Source organism: Dyella nitratireducens (assembly GCF_014642835.1).
GTDB classification, from domain to species: Bacteria; Pseudomonadota; Gammaproteobacteria; order Xanthomonadales; family Rhodanobacteraceae; genus Dyella_B; species Dyella_B nitratireducens.
The window spans coordinates 831147-852265 of sequence record NZ_BMJA01000001.1; the positions used below are offsets into that span (position 1 = coordinate 831147).

General features: G+C 59.3%; 24 protein-coding genes. 17 read left to right on the forward strand and 7 right to left on the reverse strand.

Annotated features, from left to right (window positions below; genetic code table 11):
• Positions 1 to 502: 502 nt before the first annotated feature.
• Positions 503 to 1093, forward strand: coding sequence for a hypothetical protein (locus IEX75_RS03890; protein WP_188792925.1), 591 nt, complete (start codon positions 503 to 505; stop codon positions 1091 to 1093).
• Positions 1090 to 1626, forward strand: coding sequence for a hypothetical protein (locus tag IEX75_RS03895; protein ID WP_188792926.1), 537 nt, complete (start codon positions 1090 to 1092; stop codon positions 1624 to 1626). The genes IEX75_RS03890 and IEX75_RS03895 overlap by 4 nt, the downstream gene beginning before the upstream one ends.
• Positions 1627 to 1971: 345 nt before the next feature.
• Here the strand turns inward: IEX75_RS03895 and IEX75_RS03900 are convergent, their stop codons facing one another.
• Positions 1972 to 2451 carry an OmpA family protein gene (locus IEX75_RS03900; protein ID WP_188792927.1) on the reverse strand — a complete coding sequence of 160 codons (480 nt, stop codon included), beginning with the start codon at positions 2449 to 2451 and terminating at the stop codon, positions 1972 to 1974.
• 38 nt (positions 2452 to 2489) lie between these two features.
• On the opposite strand from IEX75_RS03900, the gene IEX75_RS03905 reads away from it, so the two are divergent.
• From IEX75_RS03905 to IEX75_RS03925, 5 genes are all read left to right on the forward strand, one after another.
• On the forward strand, positions 2490 to 2870 hold the full coding sequence (locus tag IEX75_RS03905; RefSeq protein WP_188792928.1) for a hypothetical protein: 381 nt from the start codon (positions 2490 to 2492) through the stop codon (positions 2868 to 2870).
• 130 nt (positions 2871 to 3000) lie between these two features.
• Complete coding sequence (locus IEX75_RS03910) at positions 3001 to 4173, forward strand: MFS transporter (RefSeq protein WP_188792929.1); 1173 nt, start codon at positions 3001 to 3003, stop codon at positions 4171 to 4173.
• 40 nt (positions 4174 to 4213) lie between these two features.
• Positions 4214 to 5572 carry an HdeD family acid-resistance protein gene (locus IEX75_RS03915; RefSeq protein WP_188792930.1) on the forward strand — a complete coding sequence of 453 codons (1359 nt, stop codon included), beginning with the start codon at positions 4214 to 4216 and terminating at the stop codon, positions 5570 to 5572.
• A 608-nt stretch (positions 5573 to 6180) separates the two neighbouring features.
• A complete protein-coding gene (locus tag IEX75_RS03920; protein ID WP_188792931.1) occupies positions 6181 to 6561 on the forward strand; it encodes a carboxypeptidase-like regulatory domain-containing protein in 381 nt (126 codons plus the stop codon).
• Positions 6562 to 6780: 219 nt separating this feature from the next.
• Positions 6781 to 7203 (forward strand): PepSY domain-containing protein, encoded by a 423-nt coding sequence (locus IEX75_RS03925; RefSeq protein ID WP_229720620.1) that lies wholly within the window; start codon positions 6781 to 6783, stop codon positions 7201 to 7203.
• A gap of 63 nt (positions 7204 to 7266) precedes the next feature.
• Here the strand turns inward: IEX75_RS03925 and IEX75_RS03930 are convergent, their stop codons facing one another.
• On the reverse strand, positions 7267 to 7992 hold the full coding sequence (locus IEX75_RS03930; RefSeq protein WP_188792932.1) for a cytochrome c biogenesis CcdA family protein: 726 nt from the start codon (positions 7990 to 7992) through the stop codon (positions 7267 to 7269).
• A gap of 166 nt (positions 7993 to 8158) precedes the next feature.
• Between IEX75_RS03930 and IEX75_RS03935 the strand changes: the two genes are divergently transcribed.
• The 3 genes from IEX75_RS03935 to IEX75_RS03945 all read left to right on the forward strand — a co-directional run bounded on the left by IEX75_RS03935 (position 8159) and on the right by IEX75_RS03945 (position 9431).
• On the forward strand, positions 8159 to 8551 hold the full coding sequence (locus tag IEX75_RS03935; RefSeq protein WP_188792933.1) for a thioredoxin family protein: 393 nt from the start codon (positions 8159 to 8161) through the stop codon (positions 8549 to 8551).
• Between the two features lie 76 nt (positions 8552 to 8627).
• Positions 8628 to 8957: an MliC family protein gene (locus tag IEX75_RS03940; protein ID WP_188792934.1), complete on the forward strand. Its 330-nt coding sequence runs from the start codon at positions 8628 to 8630 to the stop codon at positions 8955 to 8957.
• A 135-nt stretch (positions 8958 to 9092) separates the two neighbouring features.
• Positions 9093 to 9431, forward strand: coding sequence for a hypothetical protein (locus IEX75_RS03945; RefSeq protein ID WP_188792935.1), 339 nt, complete (start codon positions 9093 to 9095; stop codon positions 9429 to 9431).
• Between the two features lie 112 nt (positions 9432 to 9543).
• On the opposite strand, the gene recQ is transcribed toward IEX75_RS03945, so the two are convergent.
• Together recQ and IEX75_RS03955 are read right to left on the reverse strand one after the other, a co-directional pair.
• Entirely contained in the window at positions 9544 to 11358 is a 1815-nt protein-coding gene (gene recQ, locus IEX75_RS03950) for a DNA helicase RecQ (protein WP_188792936.1), read from the reverse strand.
• Positions 11359 to 11527: 169 nt separating this feature from the next.
• Positions 11528 to 11863, reverse strand: a complete 336-nt coding sequence (locus tag IEX75_RS03955; protein WP_188792937.1) for an MGMT family protein — start codon at positions 11861 to 11863, stop codon at positions 11528 to 11530.
• A gap of 87 nt (positions 11864 to 11950) precedes the next feature.
• Between IEX75_RS03955 and IEX75_RS03960 the strand changes: the two genes are divergently transcribed.
• Positions 11951 to 12355 (forward strand): hypothetical protein, encoded by a 405-nt coding sequence (locus tag IEX75_RS03960; RefSeq protein ID WP_188792938.1) that lies wholly within the window; start codon positions 11951 to 11953, stop codon positions 12353 to 12355.
• Between the two features lie 77 nt (positions 12356 to 12432).
• Here IEX75_RS03960 and IEX75_RS03965 read toward each other — a convergent pair whose 3' ends face one another.
• Both IEX75_RS03965 and IEX75_RS03970 read right to left on the reverse strand, forming a co-directional pair.
• Positions 12433 to 13557 (reverse strand): inorganic phosphate transporter, encoded by a 1125-nt coding sequence (locus IEX75_RS03965; protein ID WP_188792939.1) that lies wholly within the window; start codon positions 13555 to 13557, stop codon positions 12433 to 12435.
• Positions 13558 to 13614: 57 nt separating this feature from the next.
• Positions 13615 to 14244, reverse strand: a complete 630-nt coding sequence (locus IEX75_RS03970; RefSeq protein WP_188792940.1) for a DUF47 domain-containing protein — start codon at positions 14242 to 14244, stop codon at positions 13615 to 13617.
• A 154-nt stretch (positions 14245 to 14398) separates the two neighbouring features.
• Here IEX75_RS03970 and IEX75_RS03975 point away from each other — a divergent pair, with 154 nt between their 5' ends.
• On the forward strand, positions 14399 to 15721 hold the full coding sequence (locus IEX75_RS03975; protein WP_188792941.1) for a hemolysin family protein: 1323 nt from the start codon (positions 14399 to 14401) through the stop codon (positions 15719 to 15721).
• 98 nt (positions 15722 to 15819) lie between these two features.
• On the opposite strand, the gene IEX75_RS03980 is transcribed toward IEX75_RS03975, so the two are convergent.
• Positions 15820 to 16581, reverse strand: coding sequence for an RNA methyltransferase (locus tag IEX75_RS03980; RefSeq protein WP_188792942.1), 762 nt, complete (start codon positions 16579 to 16581; stop codon positions 15820 to 15822).
• Positions 16582 to 16738: 157 nt separating this feature from the next.
• On the opposite strand from IEX75_RS03980, the gene IEX75_RS03985 reads away from it, so the two are divergent.
• The 5 genes from IEX75_RS03985 (at position 16739) to IEX75_RS04005 (ending at position 21107) form a co-directional block, all read left to right on the forward strand.
• Positions 16739 to 17542, forward strand: coding sequence for an inositol monophosphatase family protein (locus tag IEX75_RS03985; protein WP_188792943.1), 804 nt, complete (start codon positions 16739 to 16741; stop codon positions 17540 to 17542).
• Between the two features lie 294 nt (positions 17543 to 17836).
• On the forward strand, positions 17837 to 18247 hold the full coding sequence (locus tag IEX75_RS03990; RefSeq protein WP_188792944.1) for a hypothetical protein: 411 nt from the start codon (positions 17837 to 17839) through the stop codon (positions 18245 to 18247).
• 57 nt (positions 18248 to 18304) lie between these two features.
• A complete protein-coding gene (locus tag IEX75_RS03995; RefSeq protein WP_188792945.1) occupies positions 18305 to 19210 on the forward strand; it encodes a VirB8 family type IV secretion system protein in 906 nt (301 codons plus the stop codon).
• A gap of 2 nt (positions 19211 to 19212) precedes the next feature.
• Complete coding sequence (locus IEX75_RS04000) at positions 19213 to 19971, forward strand: TrbG/VirB9 family P-type conjugative transfer protein (RefSeq protein WP_188794306.1); 759 nt, start codon at positions 19213 to 19215, stop codon at positions 19969 to 19971.
• Positions 19968 to 21107 carry a TrbI/VirB10 family protein gene (locus IEX75_RS04005; protein WP_229720621.1) on the forward strand — a complete coding sequence of 380 codons (1140 nt, stop codon included), beginning with the start codon at positions 19968 to 19970 and terminating at the stop codon, positions 21105 to 21107. Before IEX75_RS04000 ends, IEX75_RS04005 begins: the two co-directional genes overlap by 4 nt.
• Positions 21108 to 21119: the final 12 nt, after the last annotated feature.

Consider the following 21119-nt stretch of genomic DNA (forward strand, 5'->3'; position numbering starts at 1 on the left):
ACACACGGGACGAGGAAGCGACCGGCGAGGCTGCGGACATCTTCCATGCCTTGGCTCTGAGCCCCCGTTTTGGCGCCCTGCGCCGCCTGTCCATGTACCATCGGCTTATGTAAGAGGTATGTAACAGGGTTTGAGGGGGTACCAGAGGGTAAAAAAGGGAAATCCTGAAAATCAGGCCTACGAAAAATCAATGGCTTAGCAATGAAAATCCGCAATATTTTCGTAGAGCTAAATCTTGAAAATCCCCGTGTCGGCGGTTCGATTCCGTCCCCGGCCACCATAAAATCAAACATTTAAGTCAATCGGGCCACTTGGCCCGTTTTTATTTCTGGCGCTGTTAACCGTTTGTTCGCCGTTCGCTCAATAGCGATAACTCGTCGACAAACGCAACTCTACAAGTTATCTACAGACTTACTGTCTCGTGACGTGAGACGGCTCCGCGTAGCATTGATTGCGCGGCCTCGCGGCCATGTCGTCATCCAATCGCTCAGGAGTCCAGAACATGCACATGCAAATAGAGGTCTCGCACGAATGGCGCGAAAACGTCGTCGTGAACGGCGAAACGTTTGGGCTTTTGTTCAACGCTACACGCAAGCAAGGGCACGTCACGGCGAATCATGTGCTAGCGACTCGCGAGGGTAATCTCCCGGCGATTCTGCTGCCCGACATGGACGCCCCGGGAACGTGGGACGACGCTTATCCCATCCTGATAGGTGGGGCGACCCAAAATCTGCGGCATCAACTTGCCGGCAGCAACGATGTTCGACACGGTGGCGCGGTCCTTGTGGGCATGTTCCTTGTGACGAGCGTCGAGACGGGAACTGCCGGAGCCAATGGTGTCGAATGGCGTTCGACGTGGTGCCTACATCGCTCGCCTAGTGGCAATGGGCGAGACTGGCAGAGGCACGAACTACTACCAACCGCCGGCAGCTTTACGAAAAGGGAGCATGCCGTAAACGCGGGCATGGAGGCAGGCATCATTCGCGCTCGCGAGATTCAAGGCAATGAATCACTTCAGCCGCAAGCATGGCGCTTACCGTTTCCGGAAGTCGAGCCTTATGACGCGGTGCGCCTGAAGGGAGACATGACTTGATCCACGAGAGCTGCTACTGGAAGTTGCCGCTTCTTGAGGCTGCGACAAGGCTCCAGGCTCTTACCGGCCCGGGTGAGTTGGGCGAGGAACAGTTGGCACAAATAGAGCGAGACTTGTTTATCAGCTTCTACGCCATTCGGAAGTTGCTAGAAGCGCCAGCGAAGCTCACTGATGCAGCGCATGCTCTAAATGTAAGCCTGACCTGTCATCCGAACAGGGAGCCAGTTACGCACCGGAACAATCATAAGATCGACGAGTTATATGACTTAGACGTTGCCACTCCAACAACGTTGCCTATCCGGTCAGCTTGCAACCAGATCATTCACAGCTTCGTATTTACGATTTGCGAACGGGAGCATGGGGGTCTAGCTGGCGTCTTCTTTGCCTCCGACCGGAACAAGAACTCTCAGCTTTATTTCCTCGATGCCGCTGAAATAGTCAAAACATTCGAGCATATCGGCAACGACAAACCCGTTTCGATCAAATGGTCATGTGACCCGAGGACGGGCAAAGAGACGATGGAGGTCAGGTGAACCGCGAAATCGGAGCCTGTTTTCCGCCTTGTAGACAAGGGTATCGGTCAGCAGCAGCGTTGTTTTACACCCCAACCGCAAGGGGTGGTGGAGCCCATTCAGGGGTTTCTTAATGAAGGGTTTCTTTTCGCCCCGACCTTGGTACTAGCGGTGTTGTGTCTACTAGGCGTTGGCCTAGGGGTGCAAAGGGATCGAAGCGCGAAGCATGTGTCACTGTCGCCAAGTAGCATGCCGTAACTACATAACTGGTTACGCGGAAAATGGGCGTAGCTTCACTACCGGACGTAGTGCCGGGTACGATTTACTCCGTTCGCGTGCCAAGCGGGCCAACTAAGCGCACCCTCCCTAGAGCTGAGGTGTGCTTGGGACCACTTGAAATTCAACATACCGATTTCGTGCTCGTCCTTTCGGTATGTCATTACTCGCGACAGGTTCATGACTGCCATGCCCCTCAGGTGGCAACAGCATGCTGGTTGGAACACCGTTAGCAACCATCCAATTGAACACCAACTCTGCACGCCGAAGTGATAGCGCCTCACACGCCTTCCCACTGCACTCTTTGCTATCGGTGTGTCCAACAATTTTGACCCGGTGCGGAGGCTTCAGGGATTTAATTGCATCGGCGTCGTTCTTCAGCACTTGCAAGGATTCGTTAGAGCCCACCAATGACGCATCCAGGGTGCCACCTTTTGCAGGCACGCCATCATTGAAAAATACAGCATCAATCGAGAAGTCCGTTGAGAATGCCGTTTGGGAGGACGCGCAAGCCATCAGCCCCAAAATCAGGCCTGTCAACATGGAGTTCTTAGTCCAACGCAGTTTCATGCCTTAGCTCTTCCGATTAGTGACCCATATCAACGTGGGTGGACCAAGTCGCCCTGTTTTTGTATCGCGTTCCAGTTGATACCACCACCATAAGTCCAGATGTTGCCCATACCACTGATTTCAGGGTACTGCTGGGCTTGGTCGAAGTAAGCCTTGCTGGTGTACGCATTAACTTCCGAATCGTTGACGGAAATGGGGTGTCCCGTCGCGTCGCCTTCGATGTCATCGACCAAATGCTGGCCCTTATGCGCACTTGGCCTGCAGTTGTCGAAGCTTTCCGTGCCAACTTCAGCCTCTACGAATCCGAATTCAATTTTGAAAACGGTGAGGAAAATAAACTGACAGGCAAGCTTGCGTCTGTGGCCTCATCTGCTCGGCGGCAAACCCAAAGGCTTCTTCAGAACGTGACTTTTGCGTGAGTGTTCGGTGAGTGTTCCGACACTGCACTAAATCCTAGAGCGGACACAGATACGCCACAGGAAGCAGGTCACCGCCTTTTCGGTTATAAGTGGCCGAATTGGCGCATTGACCCTGGAGGGTGGCAGTCGCATGCAGGCGTCCACGCAATCCACTGCAACGGTGGCATTGCCACGATGGCGCCGCCAGCTGTCCGTGACTGCGGTCGTGGCAGCAGCCACCACGTTCGGCCTGACGTATAGCCTTTCCGCGCCGCTTATCGCGATGAGTCTGGTCACGCGCGGCTATTCCAGCATATTTGTCGGCGTGAACGCGGCGATGCATGCGCTAGGGGTGTTGCTGGCGGCCCCGTTGTTGCCTGGATTGGCAGCACGATTCGGTGCGCGCCGCCTGACGGTACTGGCATTGGTTTTGGCTGGCGTGCTGCTGTTTCTGTTCCAGGTGTGGCCGGTTGTCTGGATATGGTTTCCACTGCGCATCATGCTGGGGGCTGCTGCCGAAGCGCTGTTCGTGATGTCAGAGACGTGGACCAACGTGCTGAGCGACGAGCATACGCGCGGGCGCACGATGGCCATCTATACCGCCGCCTTGTCGTTGGGCATGGTGTTGGGGCCTGCCTTGTTATCGCAGATCGGCGTCAACGATCGCGCCTTTACCGTCGGTGCAGCGATAGCCGTTGCCGCGGTGGTTTTTGTGGCTCCGCCGTGGGTACTGGCTCCCGGCCACAGCGAGCCTGAACGGGCGCAGCCGATGCGCTACGTAAAGCTCGCTCCCATCGCCATCGCTACTACAGTTCTCAATGCCGGTGTCGAAACAGCGGGCTTATCGTTTATCGCTCTATACGCGACGGGCATGGGTTGGAACGAAGATCGCGCAATGCAGCTGATCTCGACTTTGATGCTCGGCGCAATCGTTCTGCAAATCCCGATCGGCTGGCTCGCCGACAAGATGGATAGGCGGCGACTCGTGTTGATACTCGCCTGGATTTCCGCTTTTACAGCGCTGCTGTGGCCGTTTGCTCTCAAGGAAACACAGTTGGCATTTGCCATGGTGTTCGTTTGGGGCGGTTTGTTCGTCGGTATTTATACGGTGATGCTCGCCATGGTAGGCAGCAGCTTCCAGGGAAACGATCTTGTCGGCGTTTACGCGGTCATGGGATTGGCGTGGGGCGCCGGTGCTTTGATCGGACCGAGCCTGGCGGGCGTAGCTATGCTGGCCAGCGGACAGTTGGGTTTGCCAGGCATCATTGCTGCGGCCTGCGCTTTATTTGCCATATTCGTGATGCGATCGCGGAGCAGCACATGAATGCCAATCCTGGGCGAGAAGCGATGCACGAGGTGACATTGTGGTCCGCCTGATCTTGCTGCTGCTTGGTCACGATTTCACTCGGCGCCGCTGGCTGATGCTGGCATTGGTCGGGCTTATCTGGACCGTACTTGGTGCGGCTATTTTCGTCGATGCATTGGATGGGGTGGCCTATTTTCCCATCCATGTTTTCGGCTATCTGCTGCTAATCGAGGCCGTGGTGACGCTGGTGGTGTCGCCGCCTGGTGCCGATACGCGTGTCGTATTGCGCAAGGCACGCGGCGTCGTGTTTCTATTGTTCGGCCTTCTGGTGGTCGATGAGCATCACGCGGCAAATGTCATTCTTGCGATGTTGTTTGGCATTGCATTCCTGGCCGATGGCATTTTTCGCATGGCAGCCGCGGTTGTGGTGCGTTTCCCCGGTTGGCGGCTGTCGTTCCTAACGGGGCTGTTCGAAGTCGGTTTTGCCATCTTCATGTTTGAACCGTATCCCACGTTCTATGCAGGCACGCTGCCCTATTGCATCGGCATGGGTATTTTTCTTTCGGGCTGTGGTTTGGTGCGGCAAGCAATTCGCCTGAAGCGGCTTCCACGGCAAGCGACGGCAGCACGGTGGCGTTCGCGTGATTTGGCCATCCATGGGGCCTTGCTTACCGATGTGGAAGAGGGTGTTTCCGAACAAGAAGGGGAGCTGATCGTGCATGTGTGGACGCCGGCCGGCTCGGTGGACGAACCGGTGCCGCAACCTGTGATCGATCGCTACATCGCGGCCGTTGATAGCAAGGGCGTGATTTCAACCGGGCATGCGGCCCTGGAGGCGGCGCCGGACATCTACATCAGTCACTATCCCAAGGTCGAAATCGATCGATCGCAAACGGATTTCTCGCACGCGCTTCGTGCGACAGCGGATAACGATGTACCAGGCCGTTTCCAGCCTAGTTACCTCGTGGAGGCGACAGGGTGGTGCAATGCTACAGCCGAAGTGCGCTTTGGACGTTATAACCGCGCTCGCCTGGTGGCATTTTGGGAACACTATCGCAGCAACGACACATACAACCTTACCAATCGCAACTGCTCCAGCACGGTAGCCCACGCGCTGGAGGCGGCGCTGGAAGGTTCGCTTGCCCAATCCGGTTCAGGTTTGAACGTTTTCTTGCGTGCGGTGTTCAATCCGGAATTGTGGGTCGCTGCCCAATTGGAGCGACGGGCACGAGCGATGGCGTGGACACCGGGCCTTGTGCTCGATTACGCACGCACGTTGCGCGCAGCCATCCAACCCACACCGCTGGGATGGTCTACTTTGGTAAGCCAAAGCGCGCGATTCTGGCGTATTGTTCGACGCCACGAGCCGGTGCGGGATGTCGAGGCGATTCGCCATGAGGTGAAACGTCCTCATTGATTCGAGCCGCGTAGACATCGAATTTCCCTCGCCATGGTTCTCGACGATTTTGTTTTGAATCTTATGTCCGACCCAACCGACCTTGGCGGACGGGAAGCTCAAAATGAAAACGCTGCCAGAGGCCTGCGGCGGGATCTGGCGCGACAGCTCCGACACAGCCCGGGACCGCGTCCTTTACTTTCAATGAGTTAACGAATGAGCTGAAATGCGGCGACATATTACGAACAGCTTAAATGGGGATTGAAAATCCCCGTGTCGACCGTTCGATTCCGTTCTCGCCACCATCGCATTCCATGATTTAGCCCGCTCATCGAGCGGGCTTTTTCGTTTCAGAACATGACCCATGGCATTTGACGGCAGCGCCATTCCTGACAAATGATCGGGACAGGGAAATAGTCAGACTTTTCAAATGACCCATGGGGATGGGTCCATCACGACTGGGAACACTTAAAACCCAGCGCACAGGGAGAGCGGTAACGCGAGCAGCCGATACAGGGAAGCAAAAACCGGCATTGCCTTTTCAGCAAGCATGGCGTGAGCCGATGGCCGTCCATGACGGCCACTGCGGCTAGCGCAACTCGATTGTCACTCGTGAAACAGGAGTTTTCATGTACAGCAACAAATGCTTCAAAACCAGTTGGTCGCTTTCCCTGTGTAACGCGGCCATCATCATTGCACTGGGTGTCGTCAGTTCTGTGTCTCCATCGGCCGTGCGTGCACAGTCGACGACTGCCTCCATCTTCGGCCAAGCGCCCGCTGGAGAAACCGTAACGGCGCACAGCTCGGAGGGTATGCAACGCCACGACACCGTGAACAAAAAAGGCCGCTACAAGATCAACTCGCTGCCGGCAGGTGATTACACGGTGACGTTGCAGAAAGACGGGCAAACAGTCGACACGCGCTCCAATATTCCGCTGATCGTAGGCCGAGGCGCCGAAGTCGACTTCGCATGCCCCGGCGACCACTGCGAAGCATCCGCAAACCGCTAAAGCGACACAAACTGCTTGAGACAGACCCAACGTCGTCGCCATGCAAACCTGCATGCGACGACGATTGGTATCGACAGCACCCCATCAGCAAGTGCACGCACTGAACGTCACATGGTGCACAGCATGAACACTCCCCTACTTCGCTAATCTTTTCTTCACCCGCGATTGATTGCTGGCGACCAAGACTCCCAGGCAATCACAGGCAGCGAGGGCAAGTCCGTGAAGAAAATCGCTTCATTGACCATGGCATTGGCATTGGGCTGTGCCGGCGTGGCCATGGCGCAAGATGAGCGTGCGTTGACACAACAACAAATCGTCACGCAGTTGACCCAGCAGGGCTACACGGACGTTCACGATGTCGATTTCAGGGATGGCGTGTGGACAGCGCGCGCTCGCAGTGGCGACGGGTCACATGTGAAGTTGCGCGTGGATCCGCTCACCGGCCAGGCTTATCCGAACAAGCAGGTTTCGCGCATGAACGAAAAAGACGTGCGCGCCATGCTTTCGTCGGAAGGCTTTACGCAGGTGCATGATGTTGACTTCACGCATGGCGTTTGGACAGCCGAGGCGAAGAACAATGCCGGCGTGCGCGTATCGTTGCAGATCGATGCGGACTCGGGTCGCATCATCGGCACGAACTGAGCATGGCGGCCATCCCTCGGCTGGCCGTGATGAAATACACGGCCAGCCACATGCAAGTGCCTGTCACAGCGACGTCGAAAGATCCGTCACCCAATCCGGCAGCACACCGATGATGACTGCCTCCAATTGGTGATCAGTGCCGGTGATGATCAGCACGCCTACCAGCACGATCAACACGCCGAGCACTCGCCTGCCCCGCGTACCCGCCTCCATCAAGCGCCCGCGCCAGCGCGCCATCAAAGTCTGTGCGAACAACGCAAGGATCAGCAGCACGGTGGCAATGCCGAGCGCGAAGGCGCCCATCACCAGCGCAACCTGGCCCAGGTCCTTGCCCTGCGCAGCAAGTACCGTCGCCGCACCGAGGGTTGGCCCAACACAGGGACTCCACACCAGCCCGAGCAGCACGCCAATACCCGCCTGCCCCGCCAGTCCAAACTGTTCCAGCCGTGCCTGCCGTTCGCCCGCCCAGTTGGCCAACGGCCCTGCCGCGTGCTCGAACAACGCTTGCAATCGCGGCACGACAAGCACCACGCCCACGATTAAAAGCAGCACGGCGCTCCACAGGCGAATCGTCGTTGGATTCAAGCCAGCAGACGCACCAATGGTGGCAATAGCGAAACCCGTGAGAGTGAATGACGCCACCAACCCCAGCGCCAGCGCGAGCGGCCCCCAGCGATGACGTTGTGCCGCGCTGCCGAGCACGATGGGAATCAGCGGCAGCACGCACGGCGAAAGGATGGTCAACGCACCTGCAGCGTAGGCGACGGCTGGACTTAGACTGCCGCTCATGCGCGTACTCCGGAACGAACGGAACACTCGGGCTTACGGATCAACATGTTCAACTCCTTGTGAAACCTCTATCCACTTTTCGTTGAACAACATCGCCAGGTTACGTGTAACCCCATGCGTTTTGCAGCGAATACTCCTGTGCCACCGCAACAAGAAGGATCTGTCCATGTCTTTTCTCCGCAAGCTCTCCCTCGCCCTGGTGTTTGGCCTGATTACCGCCGCGCCGCTGATGGCGCAACCCATCCAGCCCTTCACCACCGCTGCGCTGAAAGCCGCGCAAGCCGCCGGCAAACCCGTCCTGGTCGACGCGTACGCGAGCTGGTGCCCCACCTGCCGCAAGCAGGCGCCCACGATCGATGCACTTGCCAAGGACCCTGCCTTCGACAAGCTGGTGATCTTGCGCCTGGACTACGACAACCAGACAGCGGAAAAGCGTGCACTTGGCATCGTCCAGCAAAGCACGCTGATTACCTTCCATGGCAGCAAGGAGACCGGCCGCGAGGTTGGCATTACCGATCCCGATCAGATCAGGAAACTGGCGCAATCGGCGCTGCAATAAGCCTCGCTGCCTGCAAGCTATCGGCCCGCATGGGCCGATAGCTTTATGCTGCGCCGATTCACCGGGAGGGCGGATCATGATCAAACGATGCAGCGCCACGGCGGCGTTAGTGCTCACGCTCTCCGCCTGTACATCCATGCCTTCCGACAACACCCACGCATGGGTGAATTACGCGTGCAGTGATGGACAGACGGTACAGGCCACCTACCCGGATACCAACACTGCCGTGATCAAGCTCGAAGGCGAAACCCACACCTTGCATATCGCCATTTCGGGCAGCGGTGCCCGCTATATCGGCGAAGGCTGGCAATGGTGGACCAAGGGTATGCACGATGGCCTGCTTGCACCGCTCGCAACAGGCGAAAGCATCGCCAGCGCAGCCGGCATTGCCTGCCATGCCGGCTGATTTCACAAGTTCCTAACGAGCGCCGCACGTAAATCACTAAAGCATCACGCTTCGCCATCGTAGTGACGCATGGGAATAATCCTCCCGTCATCACCGTGCGCGATGCTTTCACCATCGGTTTGAGAGCATATCCCGATGGTTTCGCAGTATGTTTTTCCCTCCAGCCGTGGCTTGTTTCGCATCGTCAAGCATGGCCACCGCTGGCGTTCGTTGGTCGAGGCAAAGGAAGTGGCTCGGCATGATTCCGCCGAAGCAGCGTTGGATGCGCTGCTTGAGGCTTGTCCACAGGCGCGCTTGCCGCAGACGCTGAGTGAATGGCGCTACGTCGCTGAAGCTGCGTATTTGCCGCATGCACGTCTGGCACGTGCCACCAATGGCATACGGGTTATTGGCATCGATCCTTCGCAACCGCGCGTGCGCCGCTCGCGTCGCGCCGGGGGTCGGCCAAGTCGTGACGTGACTGATCATGGATGATCGGTCACGGCCTCACGTAGGTTGGGGTGCAAACCCCAACATCACCTTGCATGGAGACATGGCAATGTTGGGGTTTGCACCCCAACCTACGATGCTACGATGCAGGCGTCATTCATTCCTTCGCGTTGATCACTTCCAAAAAATCCCGCCCGTAGCGCTTGAGCTTCGCCTCACCCACGCCGCTGATCGAGGCAAGTTCATCTTCGTTCTCCGGCATCGCACGCAGCATCGCCAAGAGCGTGGCGTCATGAAAAATCACATAAGCCGGCACACCGTGCTGCTTGGCCAAGCGCGAACGCAAGCCACGCAGCGCATCCCACATGGGTTGCTCGTAGGCTTCTATTCCCAAGCTCGCGCCCGTCACCAATTGGCTGTCGCGACGGCGTGAAGCACGGCGCACAGGGCGCGTTTCCTCGCGCATATGGATCGATTGCTTGCCGACCAATACATCACGACTGGCCGCGGTAAGACGCAAGGTTCCAAAACCTTCCGCATCTGTCGACAGCAAGCCTGCAGCCAGCAATTGGCGAAATACCGAACGCCACTGCTTTTCATCCATGTCAGCGCCAATGCCGAACGTGGTCAGGCGATCATGCCCAAGCTGGCTCATGCGTTCGCTGTCGATGCCGCGCAAAATATCGATCACGTGTCCCGCGCCAAATCGCTGGCCGCTGCGGTACACCGCTGACAGCGCTTTCTGCGAGGGGACGGTTGCATCCCAGGTCTTGGGTGGGTTGAGGCAGTTGTCGCAATGCCCGCAAGGGCCTTCGAAGGTTTCGCCAAACGCAGCCAGTAACAATTGGCGGCGGCATTTTGTGGTTTCGGCATAGCAAAGCAAGGAATCCAGCTTGGAGCGTTCGATGCGTTTGCGCTCATCGCCCGATTCGGACTGCGCGATCATCTGGCTCATCGCCACCATGTCGGACAGGCCATAAATCATCCATGCATCGGCCGGCAAACTATCGCGACCTGCACGGCCGGTTTCCTGGTAATAGCCTTCCATGCTGCGTGGCAAATCCAGGTGGGCGACGAAACGCACGTCTGGCTTGTCGATGCCCATGCCGAACGCAACCGTCGCCACCATCACGATGCTGTCTTCGCGCAGGAAACGTTGCTGATTCGCCATACGTGTCGCCGCATCGAGACCCGCGTGGTACGGCAACGCTTCGATGCCAGCGTCCTTGAGCCACTCCGCCGTGTCATCGACTTTGCGGCGGCTAAAGCAATAGACGATACCGGCATCGCCCCGGTGACCGTCCAGAAAACTCAACAATTGGCTGCGCGGATTGTGGCGCTGCGTGACGGCGTAGCGGATGTTCGGCCGGTCGAAGCTGGAAACGAACTGACGCGCATCCTGCAGCGCCAAACGCTCGACGATTTCATCGCGCGTGCGCGGATCGGCCGTAGCCGTAAGCGCCATGCGCGGCACCTGCGGATAGCGCTGGTGCAGAATCGTCAGCTCGCGATATTCAGGGCGGAAATCGTGCCCCCATTGCGAAACGCAATGCGCTTCGTCGATGGCGAACAGCGCCGTTTCCGTACGATCGAGCAGCTCAAGAAAGCGCGCGGTGAGCAAGCGTTCCGGCGCCACGTAAAGCAAATCCAGTTCGTTGGCGGAGAGCTTGCGCTCCATGTCGCGCTGCTCCTGGGCATCCAGGCTGGAGTTGAGATAAGCCGCTGCCACGCCTGCTTCGCGCAGCGCATCCACCTGGTCGTGCATCAATGCGATCAGCGGCGACACCACGATGCCGGTGCCCTGCCGCAGCAAGGCCGGAATTTGATAGCACAGCGATTTGCCGCCGCCAGTCGGCATCAGCACCAGCGCATCGCCACCTTCGGCGACATGCTCGACGATGGCTTGCTGGTGACCGCGAAAGTGCGAATAACCGAAGACGCTTTGGAGGATTTCTAGGGGCGTGGCGGGCATGCTTCTTTTTTCTCCCTCTTCCGTGTGGAGAAGGTTGGGGTGAGGGGCAACCTGGCAACTAAGCTTATGTCTTTCGTCCAAAGCATCGAGTAAGGGCGCGCGTCAGCGATTGCCGCCGTGACAAGCCCGGCCACTCACTTCCAACGCTCTCTCCGAACAGGAAGGGAACTTAGGGTAAACCCCACAACTCCCGATCCACATTCGCATCCAGTCCAAAGCGGGCTAGCGGCACGCGGCCGTTCTTCACTTCCACGCCTTCCGCACGCAATAACCGGCTTTGCTCACGAAAACCGCGGCTACCGGGCGGCATGGCGATCTGCCCGTTGGAACGCAGCACGCGGAACCACGGCAGCGTCATGCCATCGGGCACCTCGCCCAGCAACCGCCCAACCAATCGGGCCCGACCCGGCAGGCCGGCACGTGCTGCGATGGCGCCATAACTGGCGACGCGGCCCGGTGGAATGGCCGCGATGGCCTCAAAGACTTTCAGGTATTCCGGCTTCATGACAGCGTGCACTTTACGCGGATTTGATCCGCCCAATCCCGACTCGTGGCAAAGTAGCAGCGTACCGTATCCCGTCAGGGTAACCGCATGCATCACTTCGAAGCCGTGCGCTCACTGGTCGGCAGCCTGCATACGTTGCGGCGGAACGATCCGTACGTGATCAGCTTCGACCTGAGCCTGCCGCACGGCCGCCATCAAGGCATCTACCTGGCCGAACTGGAAGACGAGAACGGCCGCCGCTACCTACGGATATCCACCCCGATCGGCCCGCTGGCTGGCACCGATCCCAAGCGCTGCCTGCGCTTCAACTGGGAGCAACGTGTCGGTTTTCTGGCGGTGACAGACCTGGGCGGCGCCCCTTACCTGCATCTGTGCGAGAACCGCCCGTACGAGCTGGTTACCGCGCTCGAGCTCAAGCGCCTGATCAGCGAACTGGGCACCCTGGGTGATCAGCTGGAGCAGTTGATCGTCGATAGTGGTGACAGCTTCTAGTAGGTTGGGGTGCAAACCCCAACATCGTGATGCTTCCGGGCACGGCCATGTTGGGGTTTACACCCCAACCTGCAACATCACCCAAGCTGCCGCGCTACGTAGATAAATCCATACGCGATCAGGGCCGTCACCGGCAAGGTGAGTATCCACGCCCACACCATGCGCTCCACCACCGACCAGCGGATCGCATTGAAGCGCTTGGCGGAGCCCACGCCCATGATCGAGGACGACACCACGTGCGTGGTCGAGACCGGCAGGCCGAACGCTGAAGCGCTCAGAATCACCAGCGCCGAACTGCCCTCCGCCGCGAAACCGTTGATCGGATGCAGCTTCACCATCTTGTGGCCGAGCGTCTTGATGATGCGCCAGCCACCGCCCGCCGTACCACCAGCCATGGTGAGTGCGCAGAGCGCAGCGACCCAGTGCGGCACGGTGAAGCCGCCGGCCGCGGATTCGTGGATACGCAGGAACGACAGCCACGCCGGCAGATGATCGAACCGCCCTGCCGCGGTGGCGCTGGCCAGCGCCAGGGCGATGATGCCCATGCTCTTCTGCGCGTCGTTCATGCCGTGCGCCAGACCCATCGCACTGGCCGACAAGATCTGCACCTTGCCGAATACGCTGTTCACGAACGGCGTGCGGCCCAGATGGCGCAGCAACCCTTTGCTTGAAGCGAACCATGCCAGCAGCGCATACAGGCCGCCCATCAATAGAAAGCCCAGGATGAAGCCCATCACCGGTGAGACCACCATCGGCATCACCACTTTCGGCAACACACCCTTGCCTTCCCACCAGTGCAGGCCATCCTGCGCCCAGATCACGGCCTCGAAGTTGCCGCCGGCTTCCGCGATGGCAGCGCCGACCAGTGCGCCGACCAGCGCATGGCTGGAACTGGACGGCAAACCCAGCCACCAGGTGATCAGATTCCACACGATGGCCGCGAGCAACGCACAGATCAAAAGCTCCGGCCCCGCATGCACCACGCCCGTATTGACGATGCCGGCTGCAATGGTCGCCGCCACCGCCGTGCCCCACATGGCACCGATCATGTTGGTGACTGCCGCAAGCAATACCGCCTGACCCGGTGACAGCACCTTGGTGGCTACGACGGTGGCGATGGAGTTGGCGGTGTCGTGAAAGCCGTTGATGTAGGTGAAGATGAGCGCAATCAGCACGACCGCGATGACCAGGCCGAGACTCATGCGCGCACTCCCGTCAGTGCGCGCCAGGCATGAGATGAAACCTGCAAGGCATGCTCCTCAGGAGTTCTTCAATACGATGGAATAGACGATGTTGCCTACGTCGCGGCAGCGGTCGATGGCCTTTTCGATCAGCTCGAACAGATCCTTGGCCAGCATGGCGCGCATGGCGTCATCGCTTTCGAGATAGAGCGTGCGGTAGGGTGCCAGCAGCATGCGATCGCCCTCCGATTCCAGCGTCTGCATGCGATCCTGCAGTTTCTTCACCGGATCGATGCGCAGGCCACGGCGCAGCTCGCCGATCATCTCCACCACCACGTCGGTAGAGCGCGTCAGCACGAGGGTGCGCTGGCTGAAGTCCACGCCTTGCAGGCGGTTGGTGACGATGGCGTAGCGTTCGGCGAACTTCTCCACGCTTTTGGGGATTTTGTACAACGCGCTGTTGAGCGCCTCGATGTCCTCGCGATCCAGCGCCGTGACGAAGGTATTCACCAGCTCTTCGCTGATCTGCGTGGCCAGCGCCTTCTCCCGCTTGCGGGCGGCGGCGAAGGCGGCCATGACCGGCGTGTGGTCGGCCAGGGAAACCAGTTCATGCAGCGCCTTGGCGCTTTCGCGAGCTGCTTCGGCGCTCTGTTCCAGCAGACCGTAGAACTTGTCGCCTTTGCCGAAAATCGTCTGGAGTGAAAACATGCGGGGAATCTGGGCAGGAAAGGGATAAATATTTCCGGAATGTTACAGGAGCCCCCTGCCGCACCGCACCACCCGAGCCTCCCCTGGGGCTATCCCGAGACCTGGCTAGGTGCCTTACACTGGTCGGTATGCCCGCACCTGATGCCCTGTCGCGATGCTGACCACCATCGCGCTCGTCCTCCTCCTCGCCCTTTGCAACGGTTTCTTCGCGCTATCGGAAATGGCGCTGGTTGCCTCGCGCAAAAGCCGGCTCAAGCAAATGGCCCGCACCAGTCGCCGGGCCCGGGTTGCGCTGCGGCACGCCGAGGCGCCAGAACACTTCCTCTCCACGGTGCAGGTGGGTATCACCCTGGTGATGCTGATCACCGGCTCGGTGGCTGGCGACGCCATCGGCAAGCACATTGGGGACATGTTGCATGACGGCAGCATCGCCTGGCTGGTGCCTTACACGCGGCTCATCGGCGTGGTGCTCGGCTTCATGGTGATCTCCTTCATCCAGATCGTGATCGGCGAGCTGGTACCCAAGCGCCTGGCACTGTCCGCACCGGAGAAGGTGTCGAGCCTCGTCGGCATGCCGATGCTGGTGCTGTCACGGGCTTGCGCGCCGTTCGTGTGGATGCTCAACCGCTCCAGCGGCCTGCTGCTGAAACTTTTTCGCGTGAAGGATCGCGGCGACACCGCCGCCACCGAAGAAGAAATCCGCCTGCTGGTGGCCGAAAGCACCGAACAAGGCGTGCTCGATGCCGATGAGCAAGCCATGGTCAATCGCGTGCTGCGCCTGGGTGATCGCACCGTGGACAGCGTGATGACACCGCGCATGCGCATCGCCTGGCTCGATATGAACGCATCGATGGAAGAAAACCTGGAAGTGCTGCGGGAAACGTCCTACTCGCGCTATCCGGTCTATCGCGGGGATGAAAGCGACATCGTCGGCGTGATGGAAGTAAAGAGCCTGCTTGGCGGCATCGCCAAGGGCAAGCTGGAATTGTTCCGCACGCTCGCCAAGCCGCTATACGTACCTGGCACCGCACGCGCGCTCGATCTGCTGGAAGAATTCCGCGACGCCGAAACGCCGATGGCCCTGGTGGTGGATGAATACGGCGACATCGACGGCGTAGTCACACTCAACGATCTGCTCGCCGCAGTCGTCGGCGCCAGCCAGCTTGGTCATGGCAGCGGCGAAGAACACTCGCCCATCGTGCAACGCGAAGATGGCTCCTGGCTGATCGACGGCGCACTTTCCACCGACGATCTGCGCGAACTGCTGCACCTGGATCATCTGCCCGGCGAAGATGAGCACGATTTCCGCACCGCCGCCGGCATGGTGATGGCGGCGCTGGGCCATATTCCGCAAACGGGCGAAGTGTTCGCATGGCGCGGCATTCGCTTTGAGGTGGTGGACCTGGATGGTGCGCGTATCGACAAGCTGCTGGTGACGCCGGCGCCGCACATCGAACTCGCTGACGACGAGCAATGACGCGTAGGTTGGGGTGCAAACCCCAACATGGCCATGTCAATCAGGATCACGGTGTTGGGGTTTGCACCCCAACCTACGAATGAACCCCGCACTCGTAGCTACTTCTTGTCGTTAGCCAACCTCGCCATCCGCTGCGCATCCGCCAAAATCCCATGCAACATGCGCAGCTCGCGCTCATCCATCTGCGCACGCAAAAACAACTTGCGCAAACGCAACATGATCATGGTCGGCGAGCGCCCCTTGTGAAAATCGATATCGTCCAGCGTCTGCGCAATATGCTCGAAGAATCGCTCCATCTGCGCCGCATCGGCCGGCGGCTCGTCATGCAGCGGCGGCGGTGCCGGTAGCTTCTCGCCCAGCAAAACCAGGCGACATTCGTAAGCCATCACCTGAACCGCCTGCGCGAGATTCAGCGAGCTGAAATCGTCCACGCTGGGAATGCGCACCATCGCGTGGCAACGCGCCAGCTCCTCGTTCTCCAACCCGGTGCGTTCGTTGCCGAACACCAGCGCCACCTGCTCGCCACGCTCCGCCGCGGCCAGCGCCTGCGCAGCTGCCTCGCGCGGCGTGAGTTCCGGCAAGTTCACCCCGCGACGCCGCGCGGACAGGCCCAACGAAAAGCTCGCTCCAGCCAAGGCATCCACCAAGCCGGCATGCACGCGTGCCCCGTCCAGCACGTCATCCGCGCCCGCCGCCATGGCCGACACCTCCCGATCGGGAAAACGATGCGGTGAAACCAGTTCCATGCGCGTAAAGCCCATGGTCCGGATGGCCCGCGCCGCGCTGCCGATATTGCCTGGATGCGAGGTGCGAACGAGGACAAAGCGGAAACGGTTGGGAAGGTCGGCGATAACGCTCATGCGACAAACATCAGGCATTTATGAGGGTGGCAAGAATAGTCGAGGCGCCGCGAGAAGGGGGTGGCATCCGCTTGCCGGTCCTGCAATCGCTCGCCCCTCCCTGGCCGCTCTGCTATGATTACCGGTCGCTAACCCGTTCTTTTGCCAAGTCAAAGCCATGACCAGACCCGCCGTCAACGTCGCGGTACGCGCCGCGCGCTCCGCTGGTAACGTGATTCTGCGTTACATGAATCGCATCGACGGCCTTAACGTCGTCGAGAAGCAGCGCATGGACTTTGCATCCGAAGTCGACCGGCTGGCCGAGGCCGAAATCGTCAAAGAACTACGCCGCGCCTACCCCACCCACGCCATCCTCGCCGAAGAAGGCGGCGCGATCGGCAAAAGCCCGCTGGTGTGGGTCATCGATCCGCTGGATGGCACGCACAACTACCTGCGCGGCATTCCCCATTTCAGCGTCTCCATCGCCATGCTCGACAAGGGCGAGCCGGTGTACGCCGTGGTGTTCGATCCGCTGCGCGACGAACTGTTCACCGCCAGCAAAGGCGATGGCGCTTACCTCAATGACCGCCGCATCCGCGTCGGCAAGCGCGAAAACCTCAACGGCGCCATGATCGGCACCGGTTTCCCCTACCGCCAGCGCGCGCACCTGGATTCGCAATTGGCGATGACACGCGCCCTGCTCGGCCAGGCCGAAGACATCCGCCGTTCCGGTTCCGCCGCACTCGATCTCGCCTATACCGCCGCCGGCCGCTATGACGGCTTCTTCGAAATCGGCCTGAAGCCCTGGGACATGGCCGCCGGCGTGCTGCTGGTCCGCGAAGCCGGCGGTCAGTACTGCGACTTCGCAGGACGCGACGGCATTCCCGAAAGCGGCAACATCGTTGCGGGCAACCACCACGTCGTGAAAGCGATGCTGGAAGCAATCGGTGCAAACGCAACGCCGGCCTTGTTGCGAGCCTGACCGTAGGTTGGGGTGCAAACCCCAACACTGCCATGCCTGTCATCACGCCAAGTTGGGGTTTACACCCCAACCTGCTAACGCGTGCGAGCCGCCAACTCGTTTCAAACGAAAAAACTCACACAGCGCACCCACCAAAGATGTGAGGCATGAATAGCCAAGCGCGCACAAGACGGCTGCTCATTGGCTGATATCTGACAGCACTACCTGCGCCGGTATGATTTTTCCTCATTCATGGGGAACACCGGCACGACGATGGAGCTCAAGCTTTTTCGGCATGGATGCCTGCGGGCAGCAATGCTTTTAACCACTCTCGCGCTTTCTGCATGCGGCACGCCCGCCGCCAAGGATTTTGGCGGCCGCTGGCGACCTATCAACCAGCTTCCCACCAGCACGACGGCGATTCCGCTGAATCCGCCCTATGTCTTCTTCGCCGCGCCCACGGACATCACGCTCCGAACGATGCTGGCACGGTGGGCCAAAGACAACAGCCTGGATCTGTCTTACGAGCTAGGTAACGACTACACCCTGGTGCAGCCAGTCACGCAGGTGCGAACCGCCGACCTGCGCAGCGCGGTCGAGCAGTTGAATGCGATTTATGCGTCTTCGTTATTGCTTGTCAGCATCACCCATCACCAGATCTTGGTACAGCCCGTTTCCGCAAGCGCGCCGGCCACGACACCTGATGCGTCGACATCCCAACGATAGCGATCAATACCCCGTAAACAGCGATTACTTGAGTTACGACTCTTTGCAGGTCTTGCCATGTCAAGCAAAAAATCGCGCGGCTCCCATATCGACAAATCGATAGCCGCTGCCGTCAACTTCGAAGTCACCATTGCCGACATTGCCAAGCGCAGTGAACGACGCGCATGGCTCATCGCCGCGGTTTCGATCGTGCTGTCACTGATTCTTTTAGGCGGCTATTTCTATTTGCTGCCGCTCAAGGAAAAGGTGCCTTACGTCGTCATGGCCGATGCCTATACTGGCACCAGTTCGGTAGCGCGCCTTACCGGCGACTTCGCGCATCGTCAGATCACCACCAGCGAAGCCATCAATCGCAGCAACGTGGCGCACTTCGTGTTGGCGCGCGAATCCTACGACTGGGGCACCATTAGCATGCGCGATTGGCCCACCGTACTCACCATGGCCGCGCCGGACGTCGCGGCGGCATATCGCAACTGGCTATCGCAGACCAACACGGAAGGTCCACTTGCCATGTACGGCAAGAACCAATCGATACGCATAAAAATCCTCAGCATCGTCCTGAACGACAGCACACCCAACCAAACGCCAAAAAGTGCCACGGTGCGATTCCAGCGCCTGCTGTTCAACAACAGCAGCGGCGCTACCCAACCGCTGGACAGCAAGATCGCGACCCTGGTTTTCACCTATAAGCCAGATCTGCAAATGAATGATCAATACCGCGTCGAGAACCCGCTCGGCTTCCAGGTCACCCATTACCGCGTGGACGATGATTACGACACGCGCCCGCCGCCGAGCACTCCAACCAACGCGCAGCCCGCCGCATTGCCGGTTCCCACTGAAGAGAACACCACGCCTGATCCTTCCGGCAACACACCTGCGCCAGTTCCTTCACCGAGCCCTGCACAGACGCAATCCATCAGCCCCAAGGCCAATCGAACCCTCCAGGAAATCGGCGCCCGATGAACATGTCGATCCGAAACATCTTGCCGGTCATGTTGAGCCTCGCCTGCATGGCACTCACCACGCCTGCATCTGCCCAGGTGGTACAGCAGTACGAATACAAGTCCGACGCGATCTATCCCGTTCGCGCCGGACTTGGCATCACCACGCAGATCGAGCTGAGCCCACACGAAAAGATTCTCGATTTCAGTACCGGCTTCAGCAACGGCTGGGATCTGACGCGCCGCGAAAACGTGTTTTATCTCAGGCCCAAGAACGTCGACGTGGATACCAACATGCTGATCCGCACCGCCACCCACTCCTACATCTTCGAATTGAAGGTGGTCGCCACCGATTGGAAAACGCTGGATCAGGCCAAGCGTGAAGGCGTGCAATACAAGATCAGCTTCACATATCCGGCCAATGCCAGCTTCTCCGATCAGGTAACCAAGCTGGATAAAACACCGGAGCTCGACGTGTCCCTGGTCAAGGGCCGCGATTACAACTTCCACTACGACTACGCTGTGCGCAATGACAAGACACCGTGGCTGGTGCCCGTCTACGTGTATGACGATGGCCAGTTCACCTATATCAAGCTGAGCGATTTGAAGCAATTTCCCAGCGGCAATTTTCCCGCTGTCTACATGCGCGAAACCGCTCATGGGCAGGATGCGCTGGTTAACACCACCGTCGAAGGCAACACCATCATCGTGCACGGCACCTATCCCTACTTGGTCGTTCGACATGGCGACGATGTGGTCGGCTTGAGAAGGAACGCCCCGTGAGCGCGCATATCCCCAACAATTCCAACCAACAAGCACAAGACAGCAACGCCTATAGCAACCGCTATCTGCACACCCCTGCGCCCGACCTGGATGCCGGCACGCCCGTCCTGAAGTCACACGACATGGCGCGCCTCAACAAACGCGCAATGATCTTCATGGGTTTGATGGCAGCGATGCTGGTGTTGTTCGGCATCACATTCCTCAAGAACAGCATGGGACATAAACCCGAGGCCAAGCCCAAAGCGGAAACGGTCGTGGTGCCGGAAGCACCTCATACATTGGCGCCTCCGCCGCCAGCCCCCACTGCGGCACCTTCATCGCCCGCCACGCCACCGATCGGCCTGATCAACAAGCCATCGGTACCGGTACTGTCGCAAGTCCCGGCACGACAAGGTCTCACGCTCCTTGAACGGCGCATGCAGGATGCGAGCGCAGCAGGCGGCGCATCCGGTGACGGCCTGCAGAATCTGGCCACCCATCTTAGTGTGCCCGGCAATTCGTCAGCGCACATCGTGCCGGATACGCCAACCAGCGCGCAGCCGCTAACCAACCCCGAAACCCTGATGACGCGCGGCACCTACATCCGGTGCGTGCTGGAAACACGCATCATCAGCGACATTCCCGGCTTCACCTCATGCATCGTCACCGAGCCGGTGTATTCCTTTACCGGCCGCCGCCTGTTGCTGCCCAAGGGCTCCAAGGTACTTGGCAAGTACGAAAGCGGCCCACAGGGCAACCGCATGGTGGTGATCTGGGATCGCATCATCACGCCCAACGGCATCGACGTGAACATGGCCAGCCCTGGCGTGGATGAACTGGGCGGCGCCGGCCATCCCGGGCACCTTGACGAGCATTGGGCCAGCCGCATCAGTTCTGCCCTGTTGGTCAGCCTGCTCAGCGACGCGTTCTCGTATGAGGCTGCCAAACATGGCCCCAACACCGCCAGCATTTCCAATGGCGTGGTGGTGCAGACGCCGTTCCAAAGCAACACCGCGCAGACCTTGCAACAGCTTGCCGACCAGGCCGTACGCAAGTCGGCCAATCGTCCCGCTACCGTCACCATCAACCAAGGCACCATCGTCAACGTCTACGTCGCCAAGGACGTGGATTTCAGTGGCGTGGTCGCACGTTTTTAGACAAGTGACACA